The organism is Streptomyces sp. NPDC104313 (assembly GCF_055583985.1).
In genome coordinates, this window is sequence record NZ_JBVJMW010000019.1 from 1 (window position 1) to 19,625 (window position 19,625).

Genomic DNA, 19,625 nt, shown 5'->3' on the forward strand with positions numbered 1-19,625 from the left:
CCGGACGCCCCGTCATCCGAGTGGCCCATCCCGTCGGCCGGCCCATCCAGCACCTCCAAGATCGAGGTGTTGCGACGATCAGTTGAATCCACCCAATATACGTCGGCCGCGTTCGCGCAGGTCTGCGACCGGTACGGCATCCGCAGGAGCATGGGCAGAGTCGGCTCGAGCTACGACAACGCCCTCGCCGAGAGCTTCTGGCAGGGCCTGAAGCGAGAGGCGATGCACGGGAAGCTGTTCTCGACCATGCAACAGGCGAGACTGGAGATCTTCCAGTGGCTCACCTACTACAACGCCCGCCGACGCCACAGCGCGCTGGGCTACCTCTCTCCGATGGAATTCGAACAACAGCACCACAAGACAGCTAAAACTCAGACTCGCAGCATGAACCCCTGTGTCCACACTCCGGGGGTCACCTCACTCGCTGCCAATCCCCATCGTCATGACCCGCTGCCCCGCAGGCCCGGTCAAGGACGCCAGACCCTAACTGGTCCCCAACCGGTCCCCAAAAAATGATCAAGGGCCGGTTTCGGATTGTTCCGAAACCGGCCCTGATCTGTGACTGTCTCCAGTCGGGACGACAGGATTTGAACCTGCGACCCCTTGACCCCCAGTCAAGTGCGCTACCAAGCTGCGCCACGTCCCGCTGCCCGTCTGACCTGGGGTTTCCCCTGTCCGAACGTGCATGAGAACAATACCGCACTCCAGCAGGTGGTCACCAACACCATTCCGGGCTTGACCTCAACCACGGTTGATGTTGAACGATCGGTGACATGACGAACACGACCTCCGCGTCGGCACGCGGCCCCCACGAATTCCATGACCTCGGCCGCCTGATCGCCCTGATGACCGGCGCCGAGAAGCACGCCCCCGCCGCCCATTCCACACTCGACGCCCTGTGGGTGCTCTACGACAGGGTGCTCCGAGTCACACCGGACACGGCCGACGCCCCCGGGCGGGACCGCTTCCTGCTGTCCAAGGGGCACGGGCCGATGGCGTACTACGCCGTCCTCGCCGCGCACGGCTTCTTCGGGGAGGAGCTGCTGCCCGGCTTCGGAGCGTACGACTCACCGCTCGGCCACCACCCGGACCGGCTGCTGGTGCCGGGGGCGGAGATCGGCAGCGGGTCCCTGGGACACGGGCTGCCGCTCGCCGTCGGCACCGTGCTGGGGCTGCGTGCCCAGGGCCTCACCGATCCCCGGGTATGGGTCCTGATCGGCGACGCCGAGCTGGACGAGGGCAGCAATCACGAAGCCATCGCCCACGCGGGCCCGGCCGGGCTCGAACAGCTGCACACACTGGTGATCGACAACGCGTCCGCCACCCACGGCTGGCCCGGCGGGATCGCCTCCCGCTTCACATCCGCCGGGTGGGCGGCGGTGACCGTGGACGGTCGCGATCACGAGGCCCTGTACGCGGCGTTCACCGCACCGCACCCGGGAAAACCGCTGGCCGTCGTCGCCCGCGTCGAGCCCAAGAGCTGACCGCACCGACCGCCCCGCACGACCACCACCGCATAACCGCCGCACAACCGCCGCTTCGCAGACCGGAGCCCCCGGAAGGGACCCCTTCATGGACACCATGCGTGACCGATTCATCAGCACCGCCTCACAGCTCCTGGACGAGGAGCCCCGGCTGGCCGTCGTGCTCGCCGACATCAGCGCCGACGGCTTCGACCCGGCCCGGCACGCCCACCCGGACCGGGTGATCAACGTGGGAATCCGGGAGCAACTGCTGGTCGGGGCCGGCGCGGGAATGGCGCTGACGGGAATGCGGCCGATCGTGCACACCTTCGCCAGCTTCCTGGTCGAGCGACCGTTCGAGCAGGTCAAGCTGGATTTCGGGCATCAGGGCGTCGGCGGGATCCTGGTGAGCGCGGGCGGGTCGTACGACTGGCCGGCCGGGGGCTTCACGCACATGTCCCCCGGAGACGTCGCCCTCCTGGACACGCTCGACGGCTGGACGGTGCACGTGCCGGGCCATCCGGACGAGGCCGAGGCCCTGCTGCGGGAGTCGGTCGCCGGCGACGACCGGGTGTACGTACGGCTCTCGCTCCAGGCGAACCGGGAGGCGCTGGCGGTGAGCGGCACGGCCGGGTTCACCGTGGTGCGCGAAGGGCGGCACGGAACCGTGATCGCGGTCGGCCCCATGCTCGACAATGTCCTCGCCGCCACCGAGGGACTGGACGCCACCGTGTTGTACGCGACGACCGTGCGGCCGTTCGACGCGGCCGGGGTGCGCCGGGCTGTCGGCGCGGCCACCACCGCCGACGTGGTGATCGTGGAGCCGTATCTGGCGGGCACCTCCGCCGCCGTGGCGGGCGAAGCACTGATCGACCTGCCCCACCGGGTGCTCGGGCTGGGGGTGCGCCGCGCCGAGCTGCGCCGGTACGGGCTGCTGGAGGAGCACCTCGCGGCACACGGCCTGGACGCGCAGGGCCTGCGGAAGCGGATCACCGGATTTCTGCGCCCCTGATCCGCAGGACCCGCTCACCCGGCCCGATGGCTCGGCCCGCGCACCCGCACCATCAGCCCCGCCCGCACGCGCGGACCGCTCCGACGATGCCCCCTTGCGGGTCACGACACCATCAGCTCCGCCCGCACGCGCGCACCGCACACCCCCGGGCCACCCCCGAAACCGGCCGCCCGCAGCGCTCACCCCTCCCCCGCCCCCGCCACCCCGTCGCCCGGCACGTCCAGCTCCGGGTGCGCCGCCACCAGTCGGCGCGGGGCGGCCTGCCGCCAGGAGTCGGCGAGGACGGCGGCCAGCTCACCCGCGTCCTCCAGGGCGGACAGCCGGACGCGCAGCCAGGCGTAGTGGTCGTCGTGCCCCTCGCGGAGGAAGAACTTCTCCGGCTCGGCGGCGATCAGCTCGGCACGGTCCTCCTTGGGGCACTTCACGCCCATCGACGTCTCGTCGTCGCCGAGCGAGGCGAAGATCTTGCCCGCCACCCGGAAGGTGGGCTGCCCCCAGGCGAGCTTCTCCGTGGTGTCGGGCAGGGACAGCGCGGCCGAGCGGACATCGGCGGCGGTGAGCGCGGCGTCGGCGGTCATCCCGGGCCTCCGTTTCGAGGGGCCCCGGCGGCTTCTCGCCGGGATTCGACCGTAACGCCCGGCACCGACATCCACCCGCGACCGGGCCCCGCGCCCCGCCCCGCGCGGTGGGCCCCGCAGACCCATTGACCCCGTCGGAGGGCTGAACCTACTCTGAACGGCGTACTTCAGCAAGCGCTTTCTACACTCCGCCGTCGGCATCTACCGCACAGGGAGCGCTCCATGAGACGCCGTTCGTTACGCCGGGCCGGCCGCGTCGGCCGATCCCCCGGCGGCCCGTCCCCCCTCATCGCCGTCACCTCGCTCCTGGCGCTGGTCCTCGCCCTGCTGGTGGCGTCGCCGACCGGCGCGCAGGCGGCCGCCTCGTACCGGGTACTCGTCTACTCCGAGGTCACCAACTCCGACCACCCCTCGATCCCGGCCGGGATCGAGGCGGTGCGCAAGCTCGGAGCCGAGCACGGCTTCGAGGTGGAGGCGACCGCCGACTCCTCGGTCTTCAACGACGCCGGCCTCGGCCGGTTCCAGGCGATCGTCTTCAACAACACCAACTCCACCCCGGAGACCGGTGACCTGCTCAACGCCGAGGAACGGGCAGCTCTCCAGCGGTACATCCGCGCGGGCGGCGGCTGGGTGGGTCTGCACTCCGCGTCCGCCAGTGAACGCGACTGGAAGTGGTACGAAGGACTGGTCGGCGCGATCTTCGACAAGCACCCCACCCCCCAGACCGGCCGGATCAAGGTCCTCGACCACACGCACCCCTCGACCCAGCACCTTCCCGACCTCTGGGAGCGCCAGGAGGAGTGGTACAACTGGCGCGCCAACCCCACGTCCAAGGTGCACACCCTCGCCCAGATCAAGGTGCGCGACGGGATCGACGGGCTCGACGAGGGCGTGGACCACCCGTTCTCCTGGTGCCAGAACTACGACGGGGGCCGCTCCTGGTTCACGGCGGGCGGACACGAGGAGGCGTCCTTCCAGGAGGAGGGGTTCGTCAAGCACCTCCTCGGCGGCATCCAGTGGGCGGCCGGCGCCGCGGAGGGCGACTGCACCGCGACGCGCACGGGGTCCTTCCAGCGGACCCCGCTCGCCACGAGTGATCTGGCCGACCCGTTCGAGCTGGCCGTCGCTCCCGACCGCCGGGTGTTCTTCGCCCAGCGGACCGGAAAGCTGAAGGTGATCGACCAGGAGACGATGAAGGTCTCCACCGCACTGGACTTCGCGTACACCCCGGAGATGACCAGCCAGTCGGACGGGCTGCTGGGGCTGACGCTCGACCCCGGATTCGCGGAGAACAACTGGCTCTATCTCCTGTACTCCGACAAGGTCGAGAAGCGGCTCAACCTGTCCCGTTTCACCGCCGACGGCAACACCGTCGACCCGGCGTCCGAGAAGCGGCTGCTGACCGTGCCGACGCTGCGCGGTGAGGGCCGGGCCAACTCGCACATGGCCGGTTCGCTCGCCTTCGACAAGGACGGCGACCTGTACGCGGCGACCGGCGACAACACCGACCCGTTCGCCTCGGACGGTTTCACCCCGATCGACGAGGGCGAGGGCCGCCGCGCCTGGGACGCGCAGCTGACCGCGGGCAACACCAACGATCTGCGCGGCAAGGTCCTGCGGATCACTCCCGAGGACGACGGCACGTACTCGGTCCCCGAGGGGAACCTCTTCGCCCCGGGGACGGAGAGGACGCGGTCCGAGATCTACGCGATGGGCATGCGCAACCCGTTCCGGATCACCACCGATCCGCTGAGCGGAGCCCTGATGGTCGCGGACTACGGCCCCGACGCCCGCCAGGCGAAGGCGGACCGGGGGCCGGAGGGCACGGTGGAGTACACGCGCATCACGGAGCCGGGGAACTTCGGCTGGCCGTACTGCGTCGGGAACAACACCCCCTTCAACGACTACGACTTCGCGACGAGGACGTCCGGGCCGAAGTTCGACTGCTCGGCACTGGTCAACGACTCGCCGAACAACTCCGGCCTGCGGGAGCTGCCGCCCGCCCAGCCCGCCACGGTCTGGTACGCCTATTCCGCCTCGGCCGAGTTCCCGGAGGTGGGAACCGGCGGGGGTGGCCCGATGGGCGGCCCGGTCTACGACTACGACCCGGACAACACCTACCGCACCAAGTTCCCGGAGTACTTCGAGGGAAAGGCGTTCAACTACGAGCTGACCCGGCGCTGGTTCAAGACGTTCTCGTTTCAGAGCGAGGACCAGACCTTCACCGATCCCCGGTTCGCCCCCGTGCAGGCGGGGGACCTCCAGTCGATCAACGGCATCTTCGAGGACATGGAGTGGAACCAGCCCTTCGACGCGGACTTCGGCCCTGACGGAGCGATGTACGTCATCGACTTCGGCCTCGGCAGCGGCACCGGACGCGGGGGCAGCAACGAGGGCGCGGGCGTCTACCGGATCGACTACGTCGGAGACGGCCGGCTGCCCGACGCCAAGATCTCCGTCGACCGGGACAGCGGAACGGCCCCGCTGACCGTGAGGTTCTCCAGTGCGGGCTCGGGCCTGCCCGGAGATCAACCGGTGGGTTACGCCTGGGATTTCGACGGCGACGGCACCACGGACTCGACGCAGCCCGACCCCTCGCACACGTACACCGCCAAGGGGCTCCACACCGCGCGGCTGACCGTGACCGGCCCCGACGAACTGACGGCGCTCGCGGTGCGGGACATCACGGTGGGCAACACCCGGCCGGAGGTGACGGTCCACAGGCCGCCGGACGGTGGGATGTTCAGCTTCGGGGACACCATCCCGTTCACGGTGAAGGTGACCGACGAGGAGGACGGCCGGAGCGGTCCGATCGACTGCTCGCGGGTCGTGGTGCAGTCGCAGCTCGGTCATGACGCCCATCTGCATCCGCTGGACAACTACACCGGCTGCACGGGCGAGATCGTCACGGACGCCGGGGACAGCCATGGCCCGGGACAGAACCTCTACTACGGGATCACCGCACAGTACGAGGACAAGGGCGCTCCCGACGCCCCGGCGCTGACCGGCTCCGCCTCGCTGACCCTGCGGGCCTCCTTCCGTGAGGCCGAGCACCGCACGGCGACGGGCGGCGCGGGCGGCGGTGCGGACATCGGCAGTCGGGCCGACGCGTCCGGCGGGAAGCGGCTGATCGAGATCGAGGACGGGGACTGGGTCGCCTTCGACCCGGTGAATCTCAAGAGCGTCGATTCCGTGACGGTCGGCGCTTCCTCCGGTGGGCTCGGCGGCACGGTGGAGTTCCGGGCCGGCTCCCCCACCGGCGCGCTGCTGGGCTCGGTGAGGATTCCGAACACCGGCGGCTACGAGAAGCTGGTCTCTCCGACGACGAAGCTCAGGAATCCGGGCGGCACGACCACGCTGTACGCCGTCTTCACCAACCCGGACTGGGGTCCCGGCAAGGCCGATCTGCTCTCGGTCGACTGGCTGCACTTCAACGGTTCGGGTGTGGAGAAGAAGGCCGGGACCAAGGTGACGGTGAAGGCCGGGCCCGCATCCGGCACCGTTCCCCTCACCGTGTCGCTGAGCAGCACGGTCAAGGCCGCGCAGGGCCGCACGATCGTCTCGTACCACTGGGACTTCGGCGACAACGTGAAGCCGTCCGGACCCGAGGGCGCGAAGGCGACGCACACCTACGACCGCAAGGGCGCCTACACCGCGCGTCTGACGGTCACCGACGACAAGGGCGACACGAGCACCGGCGCCGTCCGCATCGACGTCAAGTGAGGAGCCCCGTGGGATCGAACCACGCGAACGGAGCCCGAAGGGCCTTTCTCGGTGCGGCGTTGGGGGCGGTGGCTGCCGCCGGGCTCGGCGCGGCCCCGGCCGCCGCGGCCGGCCGGCGGGGCTGCCGGCGCATCCCCCCGTCGGGGATCGGGATGCACCTGTACACCATGCGGACGCCGCTCGCGGCGGACTTCGCCGGGACGCTGGAGCAGCTCGCGGAGATGGGGTACGCGACGGTCGGCGTCAGCGGCCGGCACGGCAACTCCCCTTCCGCGATACGGCAGATGCTGGACCGGAACCGGCTCAAGGCGGTCCTGGAGCATGTCGGCTACGACATCGTGACCGGCTCCGGGCTGCCGCAGGCGCTGGAGGACGTCCGTACGCTGGGCGGCAAGTGGATCGTGGTGCCGAGCCTGCCGGGTTCGCTGCATTCACCGGACGGATACCGGGAGGTGGCACGGCAGTTCAACCGGGCGGGGCTGGCCGCCCGGGAGTCCGGACTGAAGCTGCTTTACCACAATCACGGCTACGACCACGAAGTGGTGGACGGCGTCAGCCTGTACGACACCCTGCTGAACGAGACCGATCCGGAGCTCGTCGGCTTCGAGCTGGACCTGTACTGGGCGGCCGACGGCGGCTCCTCCCACCCGGGCGAGCTGTTCGTCCGGCACCGGGGCCGCTTCCCCGCGCTCCATGTGAAGGACATGGCGCCGAACGGGGACTTCGCGGACGTCGGGTCGGGGATCCTGGACTTCCCGGCCATGTTCGACACCGCCCGGCAGGGTGGGGTCGAGCAGTGGCTGGTGGAGCACGACGCTCCGGCCGACCCGTTCGCCTCCGCCCGGGCCAGTTTCCGGTATCTGTCCCGGCTACGCTACTGAGCGACGGTGCGAGCGGTCCGGCCCGGGGTGCGCGGCACCGCGCCCGGGGCCGGGGCCGCGTTCCGTGCTTGAGGGCAAGGAGTTCCCCTACCGGGAAGGGTGCCGAGATGGACATCGCTACGGTCCACTGGTCGGCCGCCTGCGACAACTGCGCGGCGGATCTTCACTGTTCGGGAACCCAGGCGGTGATGGGCGACCACGTGCGGTGGGACGAGGAGCACCGGTGCTCCCGCTGCGAATCGACGGTGCTGGTGTGCGGCGGCGCCCTTCCCGATCATCTGCGCGCCCGGGTACTCGCCGAGCACGGCGCAGCCCGATTGGTCCTGTCGGAAGCCCCTGTCCGGCGGCTGCCGGTCCTCCGCGTCCTGCGGATCGACGGCGGGCGGACGCTCCCCCAGGCGCGGGCACTGCTGGAGCTGATACTCGGTGGCGGCCACCACGGCACCGGGCCCGAGATCGAACTGCTGGCGCGGAGGCTGCGCGCGGCCGGCGTCGCGGCCGAAGCGGTGCGGCAGCCGTAGCCCTCGCGCGGGAACGACGCGTCCTTCCCGCGGAAGCGTCGTGTCACGGCACCCGTAACGCGACCGTGCCGGGCAGGAGGCCTGCCCGGCACGTACCGCTCGCTGGTCCTTGTCGGCCCGAGGGCCCCCTCAGTCGTGCGCGGACACCGCGCCCAGCAGATCCCGGATGTGCGCCGCCGCGGCGCGGAACTCCGGGCGGCCCAGCGTCTCGCTGTAGTCGCGCTCGGCGGGCAGGCCCACCTCGATGATCTCCGTGACGGTACCGGGGCGCGGGCTCATCACCACGACCCGGTCGGCCAGGTAGACGGCCTCCGAGATGGAGTGGGTGACCAGCAGGACCGTGGTGCCGGTGGTCCGCCAGATCCGGTTCAGCTCGGTGTTCATCTGCTCGCGGGTGAGGGCGTCGAGCGCGCCGAAGGGCTCGTCCATCAGGAGGACCGGCGGTTCGTGGAGCAACGCCCGGCAGAGCGCGACGCGTTGCTGCATGCCGCCGGAGAGTTCGTGCGGGTAGGCGTCCTCGAAGCCCGTCAGGCCGGTCATCCGGATCAGCTCGTCGGCCCGGCCGCGCGCGGGCTTCGGCTCCATGTGGCGGATCTCGGCCTGGAGCAGGATGTTGCGCAGCGCCGAGCGCCATTCCAGCAGGGCCGCGCGCTGGAAGACGTAACCGATGTCGTGCCGGGGCCCGGTGACACGCTCGCCACCGAGCAGGACCTGTCCCGAGGAGGCGGTGAGCAGGCCGGCAACCAGCTTGAGGAGGGTGGACTTGCCGCACCCCGACGGTCCGACGATGGCGACGAACTCGCCCGGCGTCACGTCCAGCGAGACATCCCCGATCGCGGTCACTTCACGCTTCCTGCCGCGGAAGCGGACCGACACGTCCGCGAGCCGGACCGCCGCTGCCGGGTCCGCCCCGGCGGCCGACCCGGTGCGCGGCGTCGCCTGCCGCCGCTGCGTCGTCATCCCTTCAGCGCCTTCTCGGTGTCCCAGTAATCCGCCACGGCCCGCGGCTTCGTGACCATGCCGGCCTCGGCGAACACGTCGATGGTCTGCTGCCAGTCCGCCTCGGTGTTGACGCCGGGCGCCTTGCCCTCGGTCGCCGCCGTGTGGAGCAGGGTCAGCGTCGTCGCGAACTGCTCGGACAGCACGGCCTTCGGCGGCAGTTGCTCGGACGCCCCTCGCATCGCCGCCACGGCCGGCTCGGGCGCGGTCGCGGCGGCCGACCACGCCTCGCTGACCGCCTTCACCATGCGCTCCGCCACCTCCGGCTTGGAGCTGAGGACCTTCTGCCCGGCGAGCAGCCCGTTGGAGTAGAAGTTCAGTCCGTGCTCGGAGAACCGGATGTAGGAGACCGGCTTCTTCGCCTTGTCCCGCATGATCGGCCCCTGGTCGCTCGCGTAGCCGAGCAGCCCATCGGTCTTCCCCGAGATCACCGCGGCGATCTTGCCCGCCGGGTCGGTGTTCTGGACGGTGACGTCCGATTCCCCCATGCCGTTCTTCTTCAGGAAGATCGGGAAGGTCTTGGACAGCGCGTCCCCGGCCGTCCCGGCGATCGTCCGCCCCTTCAGATCGGCCGGCCCGTCGATGCCCTTGGCGTCGAAGGACTGCACGGAGGCAGGGGTGGTCTGGAGAAAGACGCCGAGGCTCTTCACCTTGACGCCCTGGTCGACGCCCGCGAGCAGGGCCGGGGTATCGGCCCAGCCGAAGTCACTCTGCCCGGCGGCCGTCGCCTGGACCGTCTTCTGGGAGCCCTGGCCCGCCCGGATGTCCAGGTCGATACCGTGCTTCTCGAAGATTCTCTGCTGCTTGCCGTAGTAGAACGGCGCGTGCTCGCCGTACGGATACCAGTTGAGCGTCAGCGTGACCTTGTCCAGCTCCTCGCCGGAGTCACTGGTGCTGGTCGACGCGTCCTCGCCGCCGCAGGCGGTGGCGGCCACCAGGGCGAGGGGTACGACACCGATCAGGAGTCTGCGCGCATGCATGGGCTGGCCCTTCTCGCGACGGGGGTTCAGAACGTGGTGGCCGAGGACTCACGCCGGCCGGCGTGCCATGGCAGGAGCAGCTTCTCGGCGATCTCGACGATGACGAACAGCACGACGCCGATCAGCGACATCGCCAGTAGCCCCGCGAAGAGCATCGGGGTGTCGAGGTTGCCGTTGGCCTGGAGAATGACGTAGCCGAGCCCTTCGTTCGCCCCGACGAACTCGCCGACGACCGCACCGGTCACCGCGAGGGTGACGGCCACCTTGAGCCCGGAGAACAGGTGCGGCAAGGACGCCGGAAACCGGATCTTCACGAAGGTCTGCCAGGGCTTCGCCCCCATGGTGGCGGACAGTTGGAGCATCTCGGGGTCGACCGCCTTGAGCCCGGTGACCATCGAGATCACCACCGGGAAGAAGGCGATGAGGACGGCGATGAGGATCTTGGGGGCGATGCCGAACCCGAGCCACACCACGAACAGCGGGGCGATGGCGATCTTCGGCACGACCTGGGCGAAGAGGAGGATCGGGTAGAGCGTGCGCTCCACCGTCGAGGAGTGGACCATCACCACCGCGGCGAACACACCGACGGCGACCGCGATGACGAAGCCGAGGAGCGTCTCGTACGTCGTCACCCAGGTGTGCTGCCAGAGGTACCCGGTCTTCGAGGTGAGGACGTCGAGCGTGGCGCCGGGCGACGGCACGAGGTAGGGCTCGATCAGCTCGACGGCCGCGATCACCCACCAGACCACCAGGGCGGCCAGCAGCAGGGTGAGGGGCCGCCAGCTCTGCTCCGCCGCGCGGGCGATCCGTTCCCCGGTCGTGGGGCCGTCCCGACGGGCGACGCCCGCCACATCGGCGGGGCGCTTGGCCAACGCACTCTGGCTCACGATGAACTCCCTGGACTTCGGGGGCAGTTGTGGAGACCTGTGCATGCTTCGACGCTGTGGACTCTTCCCGTGAAGGCGCTTGCAGAAAGCGCTTTCTGGCAAGGTGCCGCCACGCTAATGACTGCTCCCTCACACGGTCAAGAGGTCGTCCCGAGGTTTCGGGGCCCTGCCACCACCGCACCCCTGGGGTCGAGTTGAGTGAACGGGAAGCACCGGTCCACCCCGATACGCGACGACGGGCCCCCGCCGCCCAGGTGACGCTCGACGCGGTGGCGCGTGAGGCGGGCGTCTCGCTGGCCACCGCGTCCCGGGCACTGAACGCCACCACCCGGGTCCGCGACGACCTGCGCGGGCGGGTGCGCGCGGCGGCCGAACTCCTCGGCTACATCCCCAACGTCGCGGCGTCGCTGGTGGCGCTGGGTCACCGGGACTTCGCGGTGCTGAGCGGACCTCCCGAACTGACCATGGTGGCTGACCGGTTGACGGGCTTGCGCGAGGGACTCGCCCGGGCGGGCATCACCCTGGAGCGGGTGGTGCGCGGCGCGTTCACCCGGGAGGGCGGACACGCGGCGGCACGGCAGCTACATGGCTCTGGGGGCTCGCGGCCGACCTGTGTGTTCGCGGTGACCGACGTGATGGCCGTCGGCGCGCTCGCCGCGCCGCGGAAGGCCGGCGTGCGCGTCCCCGGGGACACGTCGCTCGCGGGGTTCGACGACATCCCTGTCGTATGTGAGGTGTCTCCGCCGCTGACCACGGTGGCGCTGCCGCTCACGGAGATGGGCGAGCAGGTGATCGCCCTCGCGTTGCGGACACCGTCGGGTGCGGGGCGCTCCCGGGTGCTGCGGATCGAGGGGAACGTGGTTCTTCGGAGCAGCACCGCCGCTCCGCACGGGAGTTGAAGCACGGCACCGCCCGGAGGGCCGTCAGAGAGGGTGGTGGCACTCCCGGTCGTCGATCTGGCGGACGAGTTCATGGGCGAGCGACTTGATGGTGTCGAGCCCGGCCCGCCCCCAGGGGCGCGGCACGGTGTCGACGGCACAGACGGTGCCCAGCGCGATGCCGGTACGGTCGATCAGCGGCGCCCCGAGGTAGGAGCGGATGCCTATGTCGTCCACTACCGGATTGCCCGCGAAGCGCGGGTAGTCGCAGACGTCGTCCAGGACGAGGGCCTTGCGCCGGACGAGGACGTGCGGGCAGTAGCCGTGATCGCGGGCCATGTACCGGCTGCTGCGGTGGCTGCCCGCCGCGGCCGAACCGAGGTCCTGGCCGGCGCGGTTGCCCGCCGGGGTGTGCAGTCCCGCGAAGAACTGCCGGTTCTCGTCGATGAAGTTGACCATCGAGAAGGGTGTGGCGGTGACTTCGGCCACCTTGTCGGCGAAGGCGTCGAAGGTGTCGTAGGAGGCGTCGGGGCGTTCGCCGAGATCCAGTTTGCGCAGCCGCTGTGCGCGGGCCGGGCCATGCCGGTCGGTGGGTGTCAGGAGCATCCGGCCGGTGGCGAAGGATGTCACGGGTGGGCTCCGAATGTCTGCAGTGGGGCGGGCGCCGTGGTGGCGTTGATGAGGTGTTGTACGAGGGTGACGAGGGCGCCCGTACCGGAGCTGGCGATCCTGGCGTCGCACAGGACTACGGGCACCTCGGGCCCGAGGTCGAGCGCCGCGCGGACCTCGTCCGGTTCGTAGCGGTAGGCGCCGTCGAACTCGTTGACGGCGACGATGAATCCGATGCCGCGCCGTTCGAAGAAGTCCACGGCGGCGAAGCATTCGGCGAGGCGCCGCGTGTCGGCCAGCACCACGGCCCCGAGCGCACCCTGGGAGAGTTCGTCCCACATGAACCAGAAGCGCTCCTGGCCCGGTGTGCCGAACAGGTAGAGCACGTGCTGCTCGGAGAGCGTGATGCGGCCGAAGTCCATGGCGACGGTGGTGGCCGTCTTGGATTCGACACCCTCCAGATTGTCCGTCCCCACACTGACCTGGGTCAGCAGTTCCTCGGTGCTCAGCGGGGCGATCTCGCTGACCGCGCCCACGAACGTCGTTTTGCCGACGCCGAATCCACCGGCGACCAGGACCTTGAGTGCCACGGGGAAGAACTCGGAGGTTCGGGTGCGATCAGAGCTGTCGTCGTAAACCATCGAGCACTGCCTCCAGCAGGGATCGGTCGGTGGGCATGTCGTGGAAAGCGGGAGCGTGCGCGGTGACCGCGCCGCAGGCGACCAGGTCGGAGAGGATGACCTTGGCGACGACCGCGGGCAGCCGGAGGTGCGCGGCGATCTCGGCGACGGACATCGGCCCTTCGCACATGCCGAGGGCCACGGTGTGCTCCGGGCCGAGCGGAATGTCCGGCTCGATGCCCGTGGCCATGATCAGGGACAGCAGGTCGAACGCGGTCGACGGCCGGGTGCGGCCGTTGCTGATCGTGTACGGCCGGATCAGCCGCCCGGCCGCGTCATCGAGCAGCGGCCCGTCCTGCGGGGCCGGCACCTCAGTGCCCCGCGGAGAACGGCGCCCCGGCCGGCTGCCGCAGCGGGGTCGTCAGATAGGGGCGGACGCTCTTGACCAGCATCGCCATCTCGTAGCCGAGCACCGCGGCGTCCGCCTCGCGCCCGGAGAGAACGGCGAGACAGGTGCCGGACCCGGCGGTGGAGACGAACAGGAGCGTGGAGTCCAGTTCGACGACCACCTGCCGTACGTCCCCGTTGTCGCCGAAGCGGGCCCCGGCACTGCGGCCCAGCGAGTACAGGCCCGCGGCCAGGGCCGCCATGTGGTCGGCGCTGTCGTGGTCCAGGCCGTGCACGGATTTCACCAGCCCGTCGGCGGAGAGCAGGACCGCGCTGCGTGCATAGGGCACGCGTTGGACCAGTCCGCTCAGCAGCCAGTCCAGGTCCGAGACCTGACCGGACGGCATTTCGGTCGTCATGGTGTCTGCTCCTTGGAGGTGGCGTCTTTTCGGGGTTCCGGGACAACCCGGCCCGGCAGGAAGGGGTCGGCCGCGAACGCTCCGGGCCCGCCCGGTTCGCGGCCGTGGGCGCTCTCGGCGTAGGTACCGCGCTGGTATGCGGGACTGTCGTGCGGGTACGCGTCGGGCGGGTAGCTGTCCGGTACGGGCAGGCCTGTCGCGGGCAGCGCTTGGTCCGGCCGCGACGCCTCGGCCGGGCCGGGAAGGTCGGGCGTGGCGGTGGCTCCGCGTACGGGAAGGGGCGAGAGGGACTCCAGCGGGGCGTCGAGGGCGGTCTGCCCCCCGGTCCCCGTCCCGCCGGGGCCCCGGTATCCGCCGTCGGCGCTCTCCTCCTGGGCGGTCTGGGCCTCGGCGAGATCGACGCCGCGCCGGAAGGCCGCCATGAGACCCGGATCGTGCAGGGCATGCTCGTCCTCGACGCGCGGGGCGGGCGCTTCGCGCAGCTGCGGGACGAGGGACTCCTGGTTCGTCCGCTTGGGCAGTTCGGGCCGGGACCGGGACGGATCGGGGCGGTCGTCGCACTCGTGGGCGGCAGTCGGGGCGGGCCGGCCGTCGTGCTCGGGCGGGGAGGCGTGCGGAATCGGGCGGTCGATGCGTTCGGCGCGCAGCGGGAGGGGCGGGGCCTCTCCCGCCGACGGTGGCGGGCCGCCGTTCCGCCGGTGATCGCCCGCCGACGACTGCGGGCTGCCGTTGCGCCTGCGGCCGGTCCCCTGGTGCGAGCCGTCCGAGGACTCCTGGGCCGGAACCGCCGGCCGGGTCGTACCGCTCTGCGGCGGGGCGGCGGGGATCCCCGCCTCGACGGGCGGCCGGTGCACGGCGCCGGGGGGCGGCACGGGCACGGCGTCGGGCGGCTGCGGAGCGTCGGGGTCGGCCCCGAGCAGCGACTGCGGAAGGACCAGCACCGCCTGCGTACCGCCGTAGATGTTGCTCTGCAGCCGGACGGCGATGCCGTGGCGGCGGGCCAGGGCCGAGACGACGAACAGGCCGATCCGGCCGTCCTGGAGCAGGTGGGCGACGTTGACCTGGTCGGGGTCGGAGAGCAGGGCGTTCATCCGCCTCTGCTCGCGGTCCGGCATCCCCAGTCCGCGGTCCTCCACCTCCAGGGCGAGGCCGGCGGTGACGCGCTGGACGCGCAGCAGCACCTGGGTGTGCGGGGCGGAGAACACCGTGGCGTTCTCGACCAGCTCGGCCAGCAGGTGGATCACGTCGGCGACGGCGTGGCCGCGCAGGGTGCCGTCCATCGGCGGGACCAGCTTGACCCGGGGGTACTGCTCGACCTCGGCGATGGCCGAGCGGAGCACCTCGGTCATGGTGACCGGGTTGCTCCACTGCCGCCGGGAGACGGCCCCGCCGAGAACGGCGAGGTTCTCCGCGTGGCGGCGGATCCGGGTGGCGAGGTGGTCGACCTGGAAGAGGCCCTTGAGGAGGTCGGGGTCCTCGACCTCGTTCTCCAGCTCGTCGAGGATCTGGATCTCGCGGTGGACGAGGGATTGCAGCCGGCGTGCGAGGTTGACGAAGACCTCGACCTTCTGTTCGTTGCCGGTGCTGCTGAAGAGCTGGGACGCCTGGACGACGGCGGCGACGGCGGCTTCCTGGGCCCGCGCCATCTCCTGCCCGAGCAGGTCGAAGGCATCGGCCCCGGGTGCGGGGGGCTGCGCGGGCGGCAGGGCGGTGACGGCGTCCCCGTTGCGGAGCTGTTCCACCACCCGTTGCAGCTCGGCCTGGCCCTGGGCGCCGGCACGCCGGAGCGCGAGGACCCGGTCGAGCACCTGACCCGCGACGCGGTTGGCGCCGAGGTAGGCAGCGGCGACGGCCGCGACGGCGAGTGCACCGGATCCGCCGAGGGCCGCCCAGAGGCTGGGCGAGGCGGCGACGGCTCCGGCGCGGACGGTGAAGATGACGGCAGCGGCGCCGCTGAGCACGGCGGCGATGGCCGGGAGCAGTGCGGTCCGCAACAGCTGGGGGCGTATGCGGGCGTCGGTTGGAGGCCCTGCGGCGCGCGGCCTGCTCGTGGCCGAGTGGGCGCGCGTGCCGGGGCGGCCGTGCCGCCCGCCTTCACGGCGGTCCGGTCGCGCGTCGGGTGCGCGAAGTTGAGACATCAGCGTCCTCGGTACAGAGGGCACCGGGGATCGGCGGTCGTGCCGGCGTCCATGCGGTGGCCCCTACGGTGGTCGGTCAGGCGCGGGTCATCGATCGGGCAGGCCCGAACGTTATGAGCCCACCGTTGATCACCGGGCACACACGGTAGTCGTCAATGACGTATGCGCGACGGGCAGTTGTCGAACTTGCCCGCCATCCGTCCCACTCTGGTATGACCTCTCGCACGCGCGTCCGATTACGCCGCCTTGACCCCGAATCGCCCCAGGGCGCCTGCGGGCCGCCCACATGCTGGACACTTCGGGCCTGCCGGGGCCGCACAAGGAGCCCCGGCGCGGGGTCCACCCGCAGGCAGGGGACCACCCGAAGGGGCGAGGGCGCGGCCAGCTACCATATGAGCGCCGCCTAGCTCGAAAGATAAACTTGTGACTGTCAATGACGACTCGTTCACCAACTGGATGCACCGCGAGGAGATCGCGGAGTCGATGATCCCGATCATCGGGAAGCTGCACCGCGAGCAGGACGTCAACGTCCTGCTGCACAGCCGCTCCCTGGTGAACAAGTCGGTGGTCAGCATCCTCAAGACCCACCGTTTCGCCCGGCAGATCGCCGGTGAGGAACTCGTCGTCACCGAGACGATGCCGTTCCTGCGGGCGCTGACGACGCTCGACCTCGGTCCCTCCCAGATCGACATAGGCATGCTGGCCGCGACGTACCGGGCCGACGGGCGCGGACTCTCCGTCGAGGAGTTCACCGCGCAGGCCGTCGCCGGCGCGACGGGCGACAACAAGATCGAGCGCCGCGCCTCGCGTGACGTGGTGCTCTACGGCTTCGGCCGCATCGGCCGGCTCCTGGCCCGCCTGCTCATCGAGAAGGCCGGCTCGGGCAACGGCCTGCGACTGCGGGCCATCGTCGTCCGCAAGGGCTCCGGCCAGGACATCGTCAAGCGTGCCTCGCTGCTGCGGCGCGATTCGATCCACGGCCAGTTCCAGGGCACGATCACCGTCGACGAGGCGAACAGCAAGATCATCGCCAACGGCAACGAGATCAAGGTGATCTACTCCGACGACCCGAGAGAGGTCGACTACACGGCGTACGGCATCAAGGACGCCATCCTGATCGACAACACCGGCCGGTGGCGCGACCGCGAGGGCCTCTCCAAGCACCTCCGGGCGGGCATCGCCAAGGTCGTGCTGACCGCACCGGGCAAGGGCGACGTCCCCAACATCGTGCACGGCGTCAACCACGACACGGTCAAGCCGGACGAGCGGATCCTGTCCTGCGCGTCCTGCACGACCAACGCGATCGTCCCGCCGCTGAAGGCGATGGCGGACGAGTACGGCGTTCTGCGCGGGCACGTGGAGACCGTCCACTCGTACACCAACGACCAGAACCTGCTGGACAATTACCACAGCTCCGACCGCCGTGGCCGTTCGGCGGCGCTCAACATGGTCATCACCGAGACCGGTGCCGCCTCGGCCGTGGCGAAAGCGCTGCCCGACCTCCACGCCCCGATCACCGGCAGCTCCATCCGCGTACCGGTACCGGACGTCTCGATCGCGATCCTCAGTCTGCGGCTGGAGCGCGAGACCACCCGGGAAGAGGTCCTCGACTACCTCCGCAACGTGTCGCTGGCCTCGCCGCTCAAGCGTCAGATCGACTTCATCAGCGCGCCCGACGCCGTCTCCAGCGACTTCATCGGCTCGCGCCACGCCTCGATCGTCGACGCGGGCGCCACCAAGGTCGACGGCGACAACGCGATCCTCTACCTCTGGTACGACAACGAGTTCGGCTACTCGTGCCAGGTCATCCGGGTCGTCCAGCATGTCTCCGGGGTGGAGTACCCGACCTACCCGGCTCCGGCGGTCTGACCCCCGGCACGCTCGTCCGGTACGTCGCCCCTGCCCGGCAGATTCTTCGGCCGGGCAGGGGCACCGGGCGTTCGCCACACCGGGCGGCCCCGACTTCAGCGCCTCGCGCTTTACGCCTCGCGCGGGGTGGTCGCCCGGGCCCAGCCGTTCGGTCGGGCCTCCGAAGTCGAGGAACAGGGCCCGCTCGGCGAGAAGCCACCGGCCCTCGGCCTTGCGGAACGTGTCCTCGTAGTGCCCGACCTGCACGGGAAGGCGCGGCGACAGCATGCCACCGGTGTGACCGTCGACGCGGTACGTCGTGAAGTACGTGCTCGCGGTCGCCGTCGAAGCAGACCTGAGGGTCACGAGGATGTTGGTGCACAGGCGGCGCGAGAGGCGGTTGGCGGGGCGGCCTCCGAAGTAGGTGCGCAGCGCGTCGCGGCCCTCGATCCGCCGGTCCCCCTCGGCCCATCCCCACACTCCGTCGGGGGTGAACAGCTCGGCCACGTCACCGGGTTCGCCCAGATCGAGGGTGCGGACGAACTCGATGACCAGCCGCTCACAGGCTCGCTCGGCGATCAGACGGCCCAGGGCGTCCAGAGGGTCCAGGGGGTCCAGCGCATTGGTTTCCATCACCACTTCCTACCAACTCGCCTCGGGGAAGCACGACGTGTTTTCGATGCCCCCCGGACCGGCCCGGGTGAGCGTCATACGGCGTCCGCGTCCAGTCCGGCCGGCCGGGCCGATTCCTCCCACAACGCCCGCGCCATGGACGCGTCCCGGGCACGGTGCGACTTCCGGGCGGGTGCCGGGGGCTCCCCGGGTCTCGCCCCGGCGGGCGGGGCGGTAGTAGGCGCCGCCCCCGGGGCGTCCGGCAGCGTCGCCGCGTTCAGGGCGGGCAGGGCTCCCGCCGAGGCCGGCTGGGTGTAAAGGCCCGAGATCCTCTCCAGCTTCGCGGCCCGGTTCCGCCCGGCCGGAAGCGGCCCGGCCTGGCCCAACTCCGTGGCGGACAGCCCGGGATGGGCCGCCAGCGCGACCACGTCACGACCGGTCGCACGGGCCCGCCGGTCCAGCTCGTTCGTGAACAGCAGGTTGGCGAGCTTGGACTGTCCGTAGGCCCGCGACTTGCTGTACGAACGCTCGACGTTGAGGTCGTCGAGAGCGATCCGGCCGATACGGTGGCCGAGCGAGGAGAGAGTCGCCACGCGTGCCGGACCCTCGACTCCGAGGACCGGTAGCAGCCGGAGCGTCAGGGCGAAGTGCCCCACGTGGTCGGTGCCGAACTGCATCTCGAAGCCGTCCGCCGTACGAAGTGGCGGCAGGGCCATCACTCCGGCGTTGTTCACCAGCGGGTCGAGCCGCCCGTCCGCCTCCTTGGCGATGGCCTCCGCCGCCTCGGCCACGCTCCTCAGATCCGCCAGATCGAGGCGGGCGAGCCGCACGTCCGAGCCCGGGGCGCTTCGACGGACCGCCTCCACGGCACATCGGCCGCGCTCCTGATCTCGGCAGGCGAGAAGGGTACGGGCGCCCGAGCGGGCCAGCACGAGGACGGTCACCGCGCCGATGCCACTGTTGGCACCGGTGACCACGGCGGTGGTACCGCCGAGGTAGGGCATGTCCTCGAGGGTCCAGGAACGCATGGGGTACACCTCCCCCGCGTGTCGGCGTCGGCACACGTGGAA

At 70.7% G+C, this 19,625-nt stretch carries 17 protein-coding genes, 1 tRNA gene and 2 pseudogenes; 8 read left to right on the forward strand and 12 right to left on the reverse strand.

Features of this window, described 5'->3' with window-relative positions:
* A pseudogene (locus ACZ60Q_RS31625) lies at positions 1-351 on the forward strand (integrase core domain-containing protein); the annotation flags it as partial.
* A gap of 221 nt (positions 352-572) precedes the next feature.
* On the opposite strand, the gene ACZ60Q_RS31630 reads toward ACZ60Q_RS31625, so the two are convergent.
* Positions 573-646 (reverse strand) — tRNA-Pro (locus ACZ60Q_RS31630).
* A gap of 127 nt (positions 647-773) precedes the next feature.
* On the opposite strand from ACZ60Q_RS31630, the gene ACZ60Q_RS31635 reads away from it, so the two are divergent.
* Positions 774-1,484, forward strand: coding sequence for a transketolase (locus tag ACZ60Q_RS31635; protein WP_469640997.1), 711 nt, complete (start codon positions 774-776; stop codon positions 1,482-1,484).
* A gap of 88 nt (positions 1,485-1,572) precedes the next feature.
* Positions 1,573-2,475: a transketolase family protein gene (locus ACZ60Q_RS31640; protein ID WP_469640998.1), complete on the forward strand. Its 903-nt coding sequence runs from the start codon at positions 1,573-1,575 to the stop codon at positions 2,473-2,475.
* 179 nt (positions 2,476-2,654) lie between these two features.
* Here the strand turns inward: ACZ60Q_RS31640 and ACZ60Q_RS31645 are convergent, their stop codons facing one another.
* The gene (locus ACZ60Q_RS31645; RefSeq protein ID WP_469640999.1) at positions 2,655-3,053 is read right to left on the reverse strand and encodes an MmcQ/YjbR family DNA-binding protein; all 399 of its coding nucleotides are present in this window, start codon (positions 3,051-3,053) and stop codon (positions 2,655-2,657) included.
* A gap of 222 nt (positions 3,054-3,275) precedes the next feature.
* Here ACZ60Q_RS31645 and ACZ60Q_RS31650 point away from each other — a divergent pair, with 222 nt between their 5' ends.
* The 3 genes from ACZ60Q_RS31650 (at position 3,276) to ACZ60Q_RS31660 (ending at position 8,178) form a co-directional block, all read left to right on the forward strand.
* Entirely contained in the window at positions 3,276-6,776 is a 3,501-nt protein-coding gene (locus tag ACZ60Q_RS31650) for a ThuA domain-containing protein (protein ID WP_469641000.1), read from the forward strand.
* A gap of 152 nt (positions 6,777-6,928) precedes the next feature.
* Positions 6,929-7,657, forward strand: coding sequence for a sugar phosphate isomerase/epimerase family protein (locus ACZ60Q_RS31655; RefSeq protein ID WP_469641001.1), 729 nt, complete (start codon positions 6,929-6,931; stop codon positions 7,655-7,657).
* A 107-nt stretch (positions 7,658-7,764) separates the two neighbouring features.
* The gene (locus ACZ60Q_RS31660) at positions 7,765-8,178 is read left to right on the forward strand and encodes a hypothetical protein (RefSeq protein ID WP_469641002.1); all 414 of its coding nucleotides are present in this window, start codon (positions 7,765-7,767) and stop codon (positions 8,176-8,178) included.
* Positions 8,179-8,307: 129 nt separating this feature from the next.
* On the opposite strand, the gene ACZ60Q_RS31665 is transcribed toward ACZ60Q_RS31660, so the two are convergent.
* The 3 genes from ACZ60Q_RS31665 to ACZ60Q_RS31675 are packed head-to-tail and all read right to left on the reverse strand — an operon-like array spanning position 8,308 to position 11,044.
* Positions 8,308-9,138 (reverse strand): ABC transporter ATP-binding protein, encoded by an 831-nt coding sequence (locus tag ACZ60Q_RS31665; RefSeq protein ID WP_469641003.1) that lies wholly within the window; start codon positions 9,136-9,138, stop codon positions 8,308-8,310.
* Complete coding sequence (locus ACZ60Q_RS31670; RefSeq protein WP_469641004.1) at positions 9,135-10,157, reverse strand: ABC transporter substrate-binding protein; 1,023 nt, start codon at positions 10,155-10,157, stop codon at positions 9,135-9,137. Before ACZ60Q_RS31670 ends, ACZ60Q_RS31665 begins: the two co-directional genes overlap by 4 nt.
* A gap of 26 nt (positions 10,158-10,183) precedes the next feature.
* Positions 10,184-11,044, reverse strand: coding sequence for an ABC transporter permease (locus ACZ60Q_RS31675; RefSeq protein WP_469641005.1), 861 nt, complete (start codon positions 11,042-11,044; stop codon positions 10,184-10,186).
* Between the two features lie 254 nt (positions 11,045-11,298).
* On the opposite strand from ACZ60Q_RS31675, the gene ACZ60Q_RS31680 reads away from it, so the two are divergent.
* Positions 11,299-11,943 carry a LacI family DNA-binding transcriptional regulator gene (locus ACZ60Q_RS31680; RefSeq protein ID WP_469641094.1) on the forward strand — a complete coding sequence of 215 codons (645 nt, stop codon included), beginning with the start codon at positions 11,299-11,301 and terminating at the stop codon, positions 11,941-11,943.
* Positions 11,944-11,967: 24 nt separating this feature from the next.
* Here ACZ60Q_RS31680 and ACZ60Q_RS31685 read toward each other — a convergent pair whose 3' ends face one another.
* The 5 genes from ACZ60Q_RS31685 to ACZ60Q_RS31705 are packed head-to-tail and all read right to left on the reverse strand — an operon-like array spanning position 11,968 to position 16,095.
* Positions 11,968-12,552 carry a GAF domain-containing protein gene (locus ACZ60Q_RS31685; RefSeq protein WP_469641006.1) on the reverse strand — a complete coding sequence of 195 codons (585 nt, stop codon included), beginning with the start codon at positions 12,550-12,552 and terminating at the stop codon, positions 11,968-11,970.
* Positions 12,549-13,172 carry a GTP-binding protein gene (locus ACZ60Q_RS31690; protein ID WP_050362084.1) on the reverse strand — a complete coding sequence of 208 codons (624 nt, stop codon included), beginning with the start codon at positions 13,170-13,172 and terminating at the stop codon, positions 12,549-12,551. Before ACZ60Q_RS31690 ends, ACZ60Q_RS31685 begins: the two co-directional genes overlap by 4 nt.
* Positions 13,150-13,521 carry a DUF742 domain-containing protein gene (locus ACZ60Q_RS31695; RefSeq protein WP_006128964.1) on the reverse strand — a complete coding sequence of 124 codons (372 nt, stop codon included), beginning with the start codon at positions 13,519-13,521 and terminating at the stop codon, positions 13,150-13,152. Before ACZ60Q_RS31695 ends, ACZ60Q_RS31690 begins: the two co-directional genes overlap by 23 nt.
* Before the next feature lies 1 nt (position 13,522).
* On the reverse strand, positions 13,523-13,957 hold the full coding sequence (locus tag ACZ60Q_RS31700; RefSeq protein WP_469641007.1) for a roadblock/LC7 domain-containing protein: 435 nt from the start codon (positions 13,955-13,957) through the stop codon (positions 13,523-13,525).
* A complete protein-coding gene (locus ACZ60Q_RS31705) occupies positions 13,954-16,095 on the reverse strand; it encodes an ATP-binding protein (protein ID WP_469641008.1) in 2,142 nt (713 codons plus the stop codon). The genes ACZ60Q_RS31700 and ACZ60Q_RS31705 overlap by 4 nt, the downstream gene beginning before the upstream one ends.
* Positions 16,096-16,518: 423 nt before the next feature.
* On the opposite strand from ACZ60Q_RS31705, the gene ACZ60Q_RS31710 reads away from it, so the two are divergent.
* A complete protein-coding gene (locus ACZ60Q_RS31710; RefSeq protein ID WP_469641009.1) occupies positions 16,519-17,964 on the forward strand; it encodes a glyceraldehyde-3-phosphate dehydrogenase in 1,446 nt (481 codons plus the stop codon).
* A gap of 135 nt (positions 17,965-18,099) precedes the next feature.
* Here the strand turns inward: ACZ60Q_RS31710 and ACZ60Q_RS31715 are convergent.
* A pseudogene (locus ACZ60Q_RS31715) lies at positions 18,100-18,576 on the reverse strand (nuclear transport factor 2 family protein); the annotation flags it as partial.
* Between the two features lie 74 nt (positions 18,577-18,650).
* Positions 18,651-19,583, reverse strand: a complete 933-nt coding sequence (locus tag ACZ60Q_RS31720; protein WP_469641010.1) for an oxidoreductase — start codon at positions 19,581-19,583, stop codon at positions 18,651-18,653.
* Between the last annotated feature and the right edge of the window lie 42 nt (positions 19,584-19,625).

What these genes read in the sequence shown, in the direction of transcription:
- ACZ60Q_RS31635 (WP_469640997.1), top strand. Translation starts at nt 774, where the DNA reads ATGACGAACACGACCTCCGCGTCGGCACGCGGCCCCCACGAATTCCAT.
- ACZ60Q_RS31640 (WP_469640998.1), top strand. Translation starts at nt 1,573, where the DNA reads ATGGACACCATGCGTGACCGATTCATCAGCACCGCCTCACAGCTCCTG.
- ACZ60Q_RS31645 (WP_469640999.1), bottom strand. Translation starts at nt 3,053, where the DNA reads ATGACCGCCGACGCCGCGCTCACCGCCGCCGATGTCCGCTCGGCCGCG.
- ACZ60Q_RS31650 (WP_469641000.1), top strand. Translation starts at nt 3,276, where the DNA reads ATGAGACGCCGTTCGTTACGCCGGGCCGGCCGCGTCGGCCGATCCCCC.
- ACZ60Q_RS31655 (WP_469641001.1), top strand. Translation starts at nt 6,929, where the DNA reads ATGCACCTGTACACCATGCGGACGCCGCTCGCGGCGGACTTCGCCGGG.
- ACZ60Q_RS31660 (WP_469641002.1), top strand. Translation starts at nt 7,765, where the DNA reads ATGGACATCGCTACGGTCCACTGGTCGGCCGCCTGCGACAACTGCGCG.
- ACZ60Q_RS31665 (WP_469641003.1), bottom strand. Translation starts at nt 9,138, where the DNA reads ATGACGACGCAGCGGCGGCAGGCGACGCCGCGCACCGGGTCGGCCGCC.
- ACZ60Q_RS31670 (WP_469641004.1), bottom strand. Translation starts at nt 10,157, where the DNA reads ATGCATGCGCGCAGACTCCTGATCGGTGTCGTACCCCTCGCCCTGGTG.
- ACZ60Q_RS31690 (WP_050362084.1), bottom strand. Translation starts at nt 13,172, where the DNA reads ATGGTTTACGACGACAGCTCTGATCGCACCCGAACCTCCGAGTTCTTC.
- ACZ60Q_RS31700 (WP_469641007.1), bottom strand. Translation starts at nt 13,957, where the DNA reads ATGACGACCGAAATGCCGTCCGGTCAGGTCTCGGACCTGGACTGGCTG.
- ACZ60Q_RS31705 (WP_469641008.1), bottom strand. Translation starts at nt 16,095, where the DNA reads ATGTCTCAACTTCGCGCACCCGACGCGCGACCGGACCGCCGTGAAGGC.
- ACZ60Q_RS31720 (WP_469641010.1), bottom strand. Translation starts at nt 19,583, where the DNA reads ATGCGTTCCTGGACCCTCGAGGACATGCCCTACCTCGGCGGTACCACC.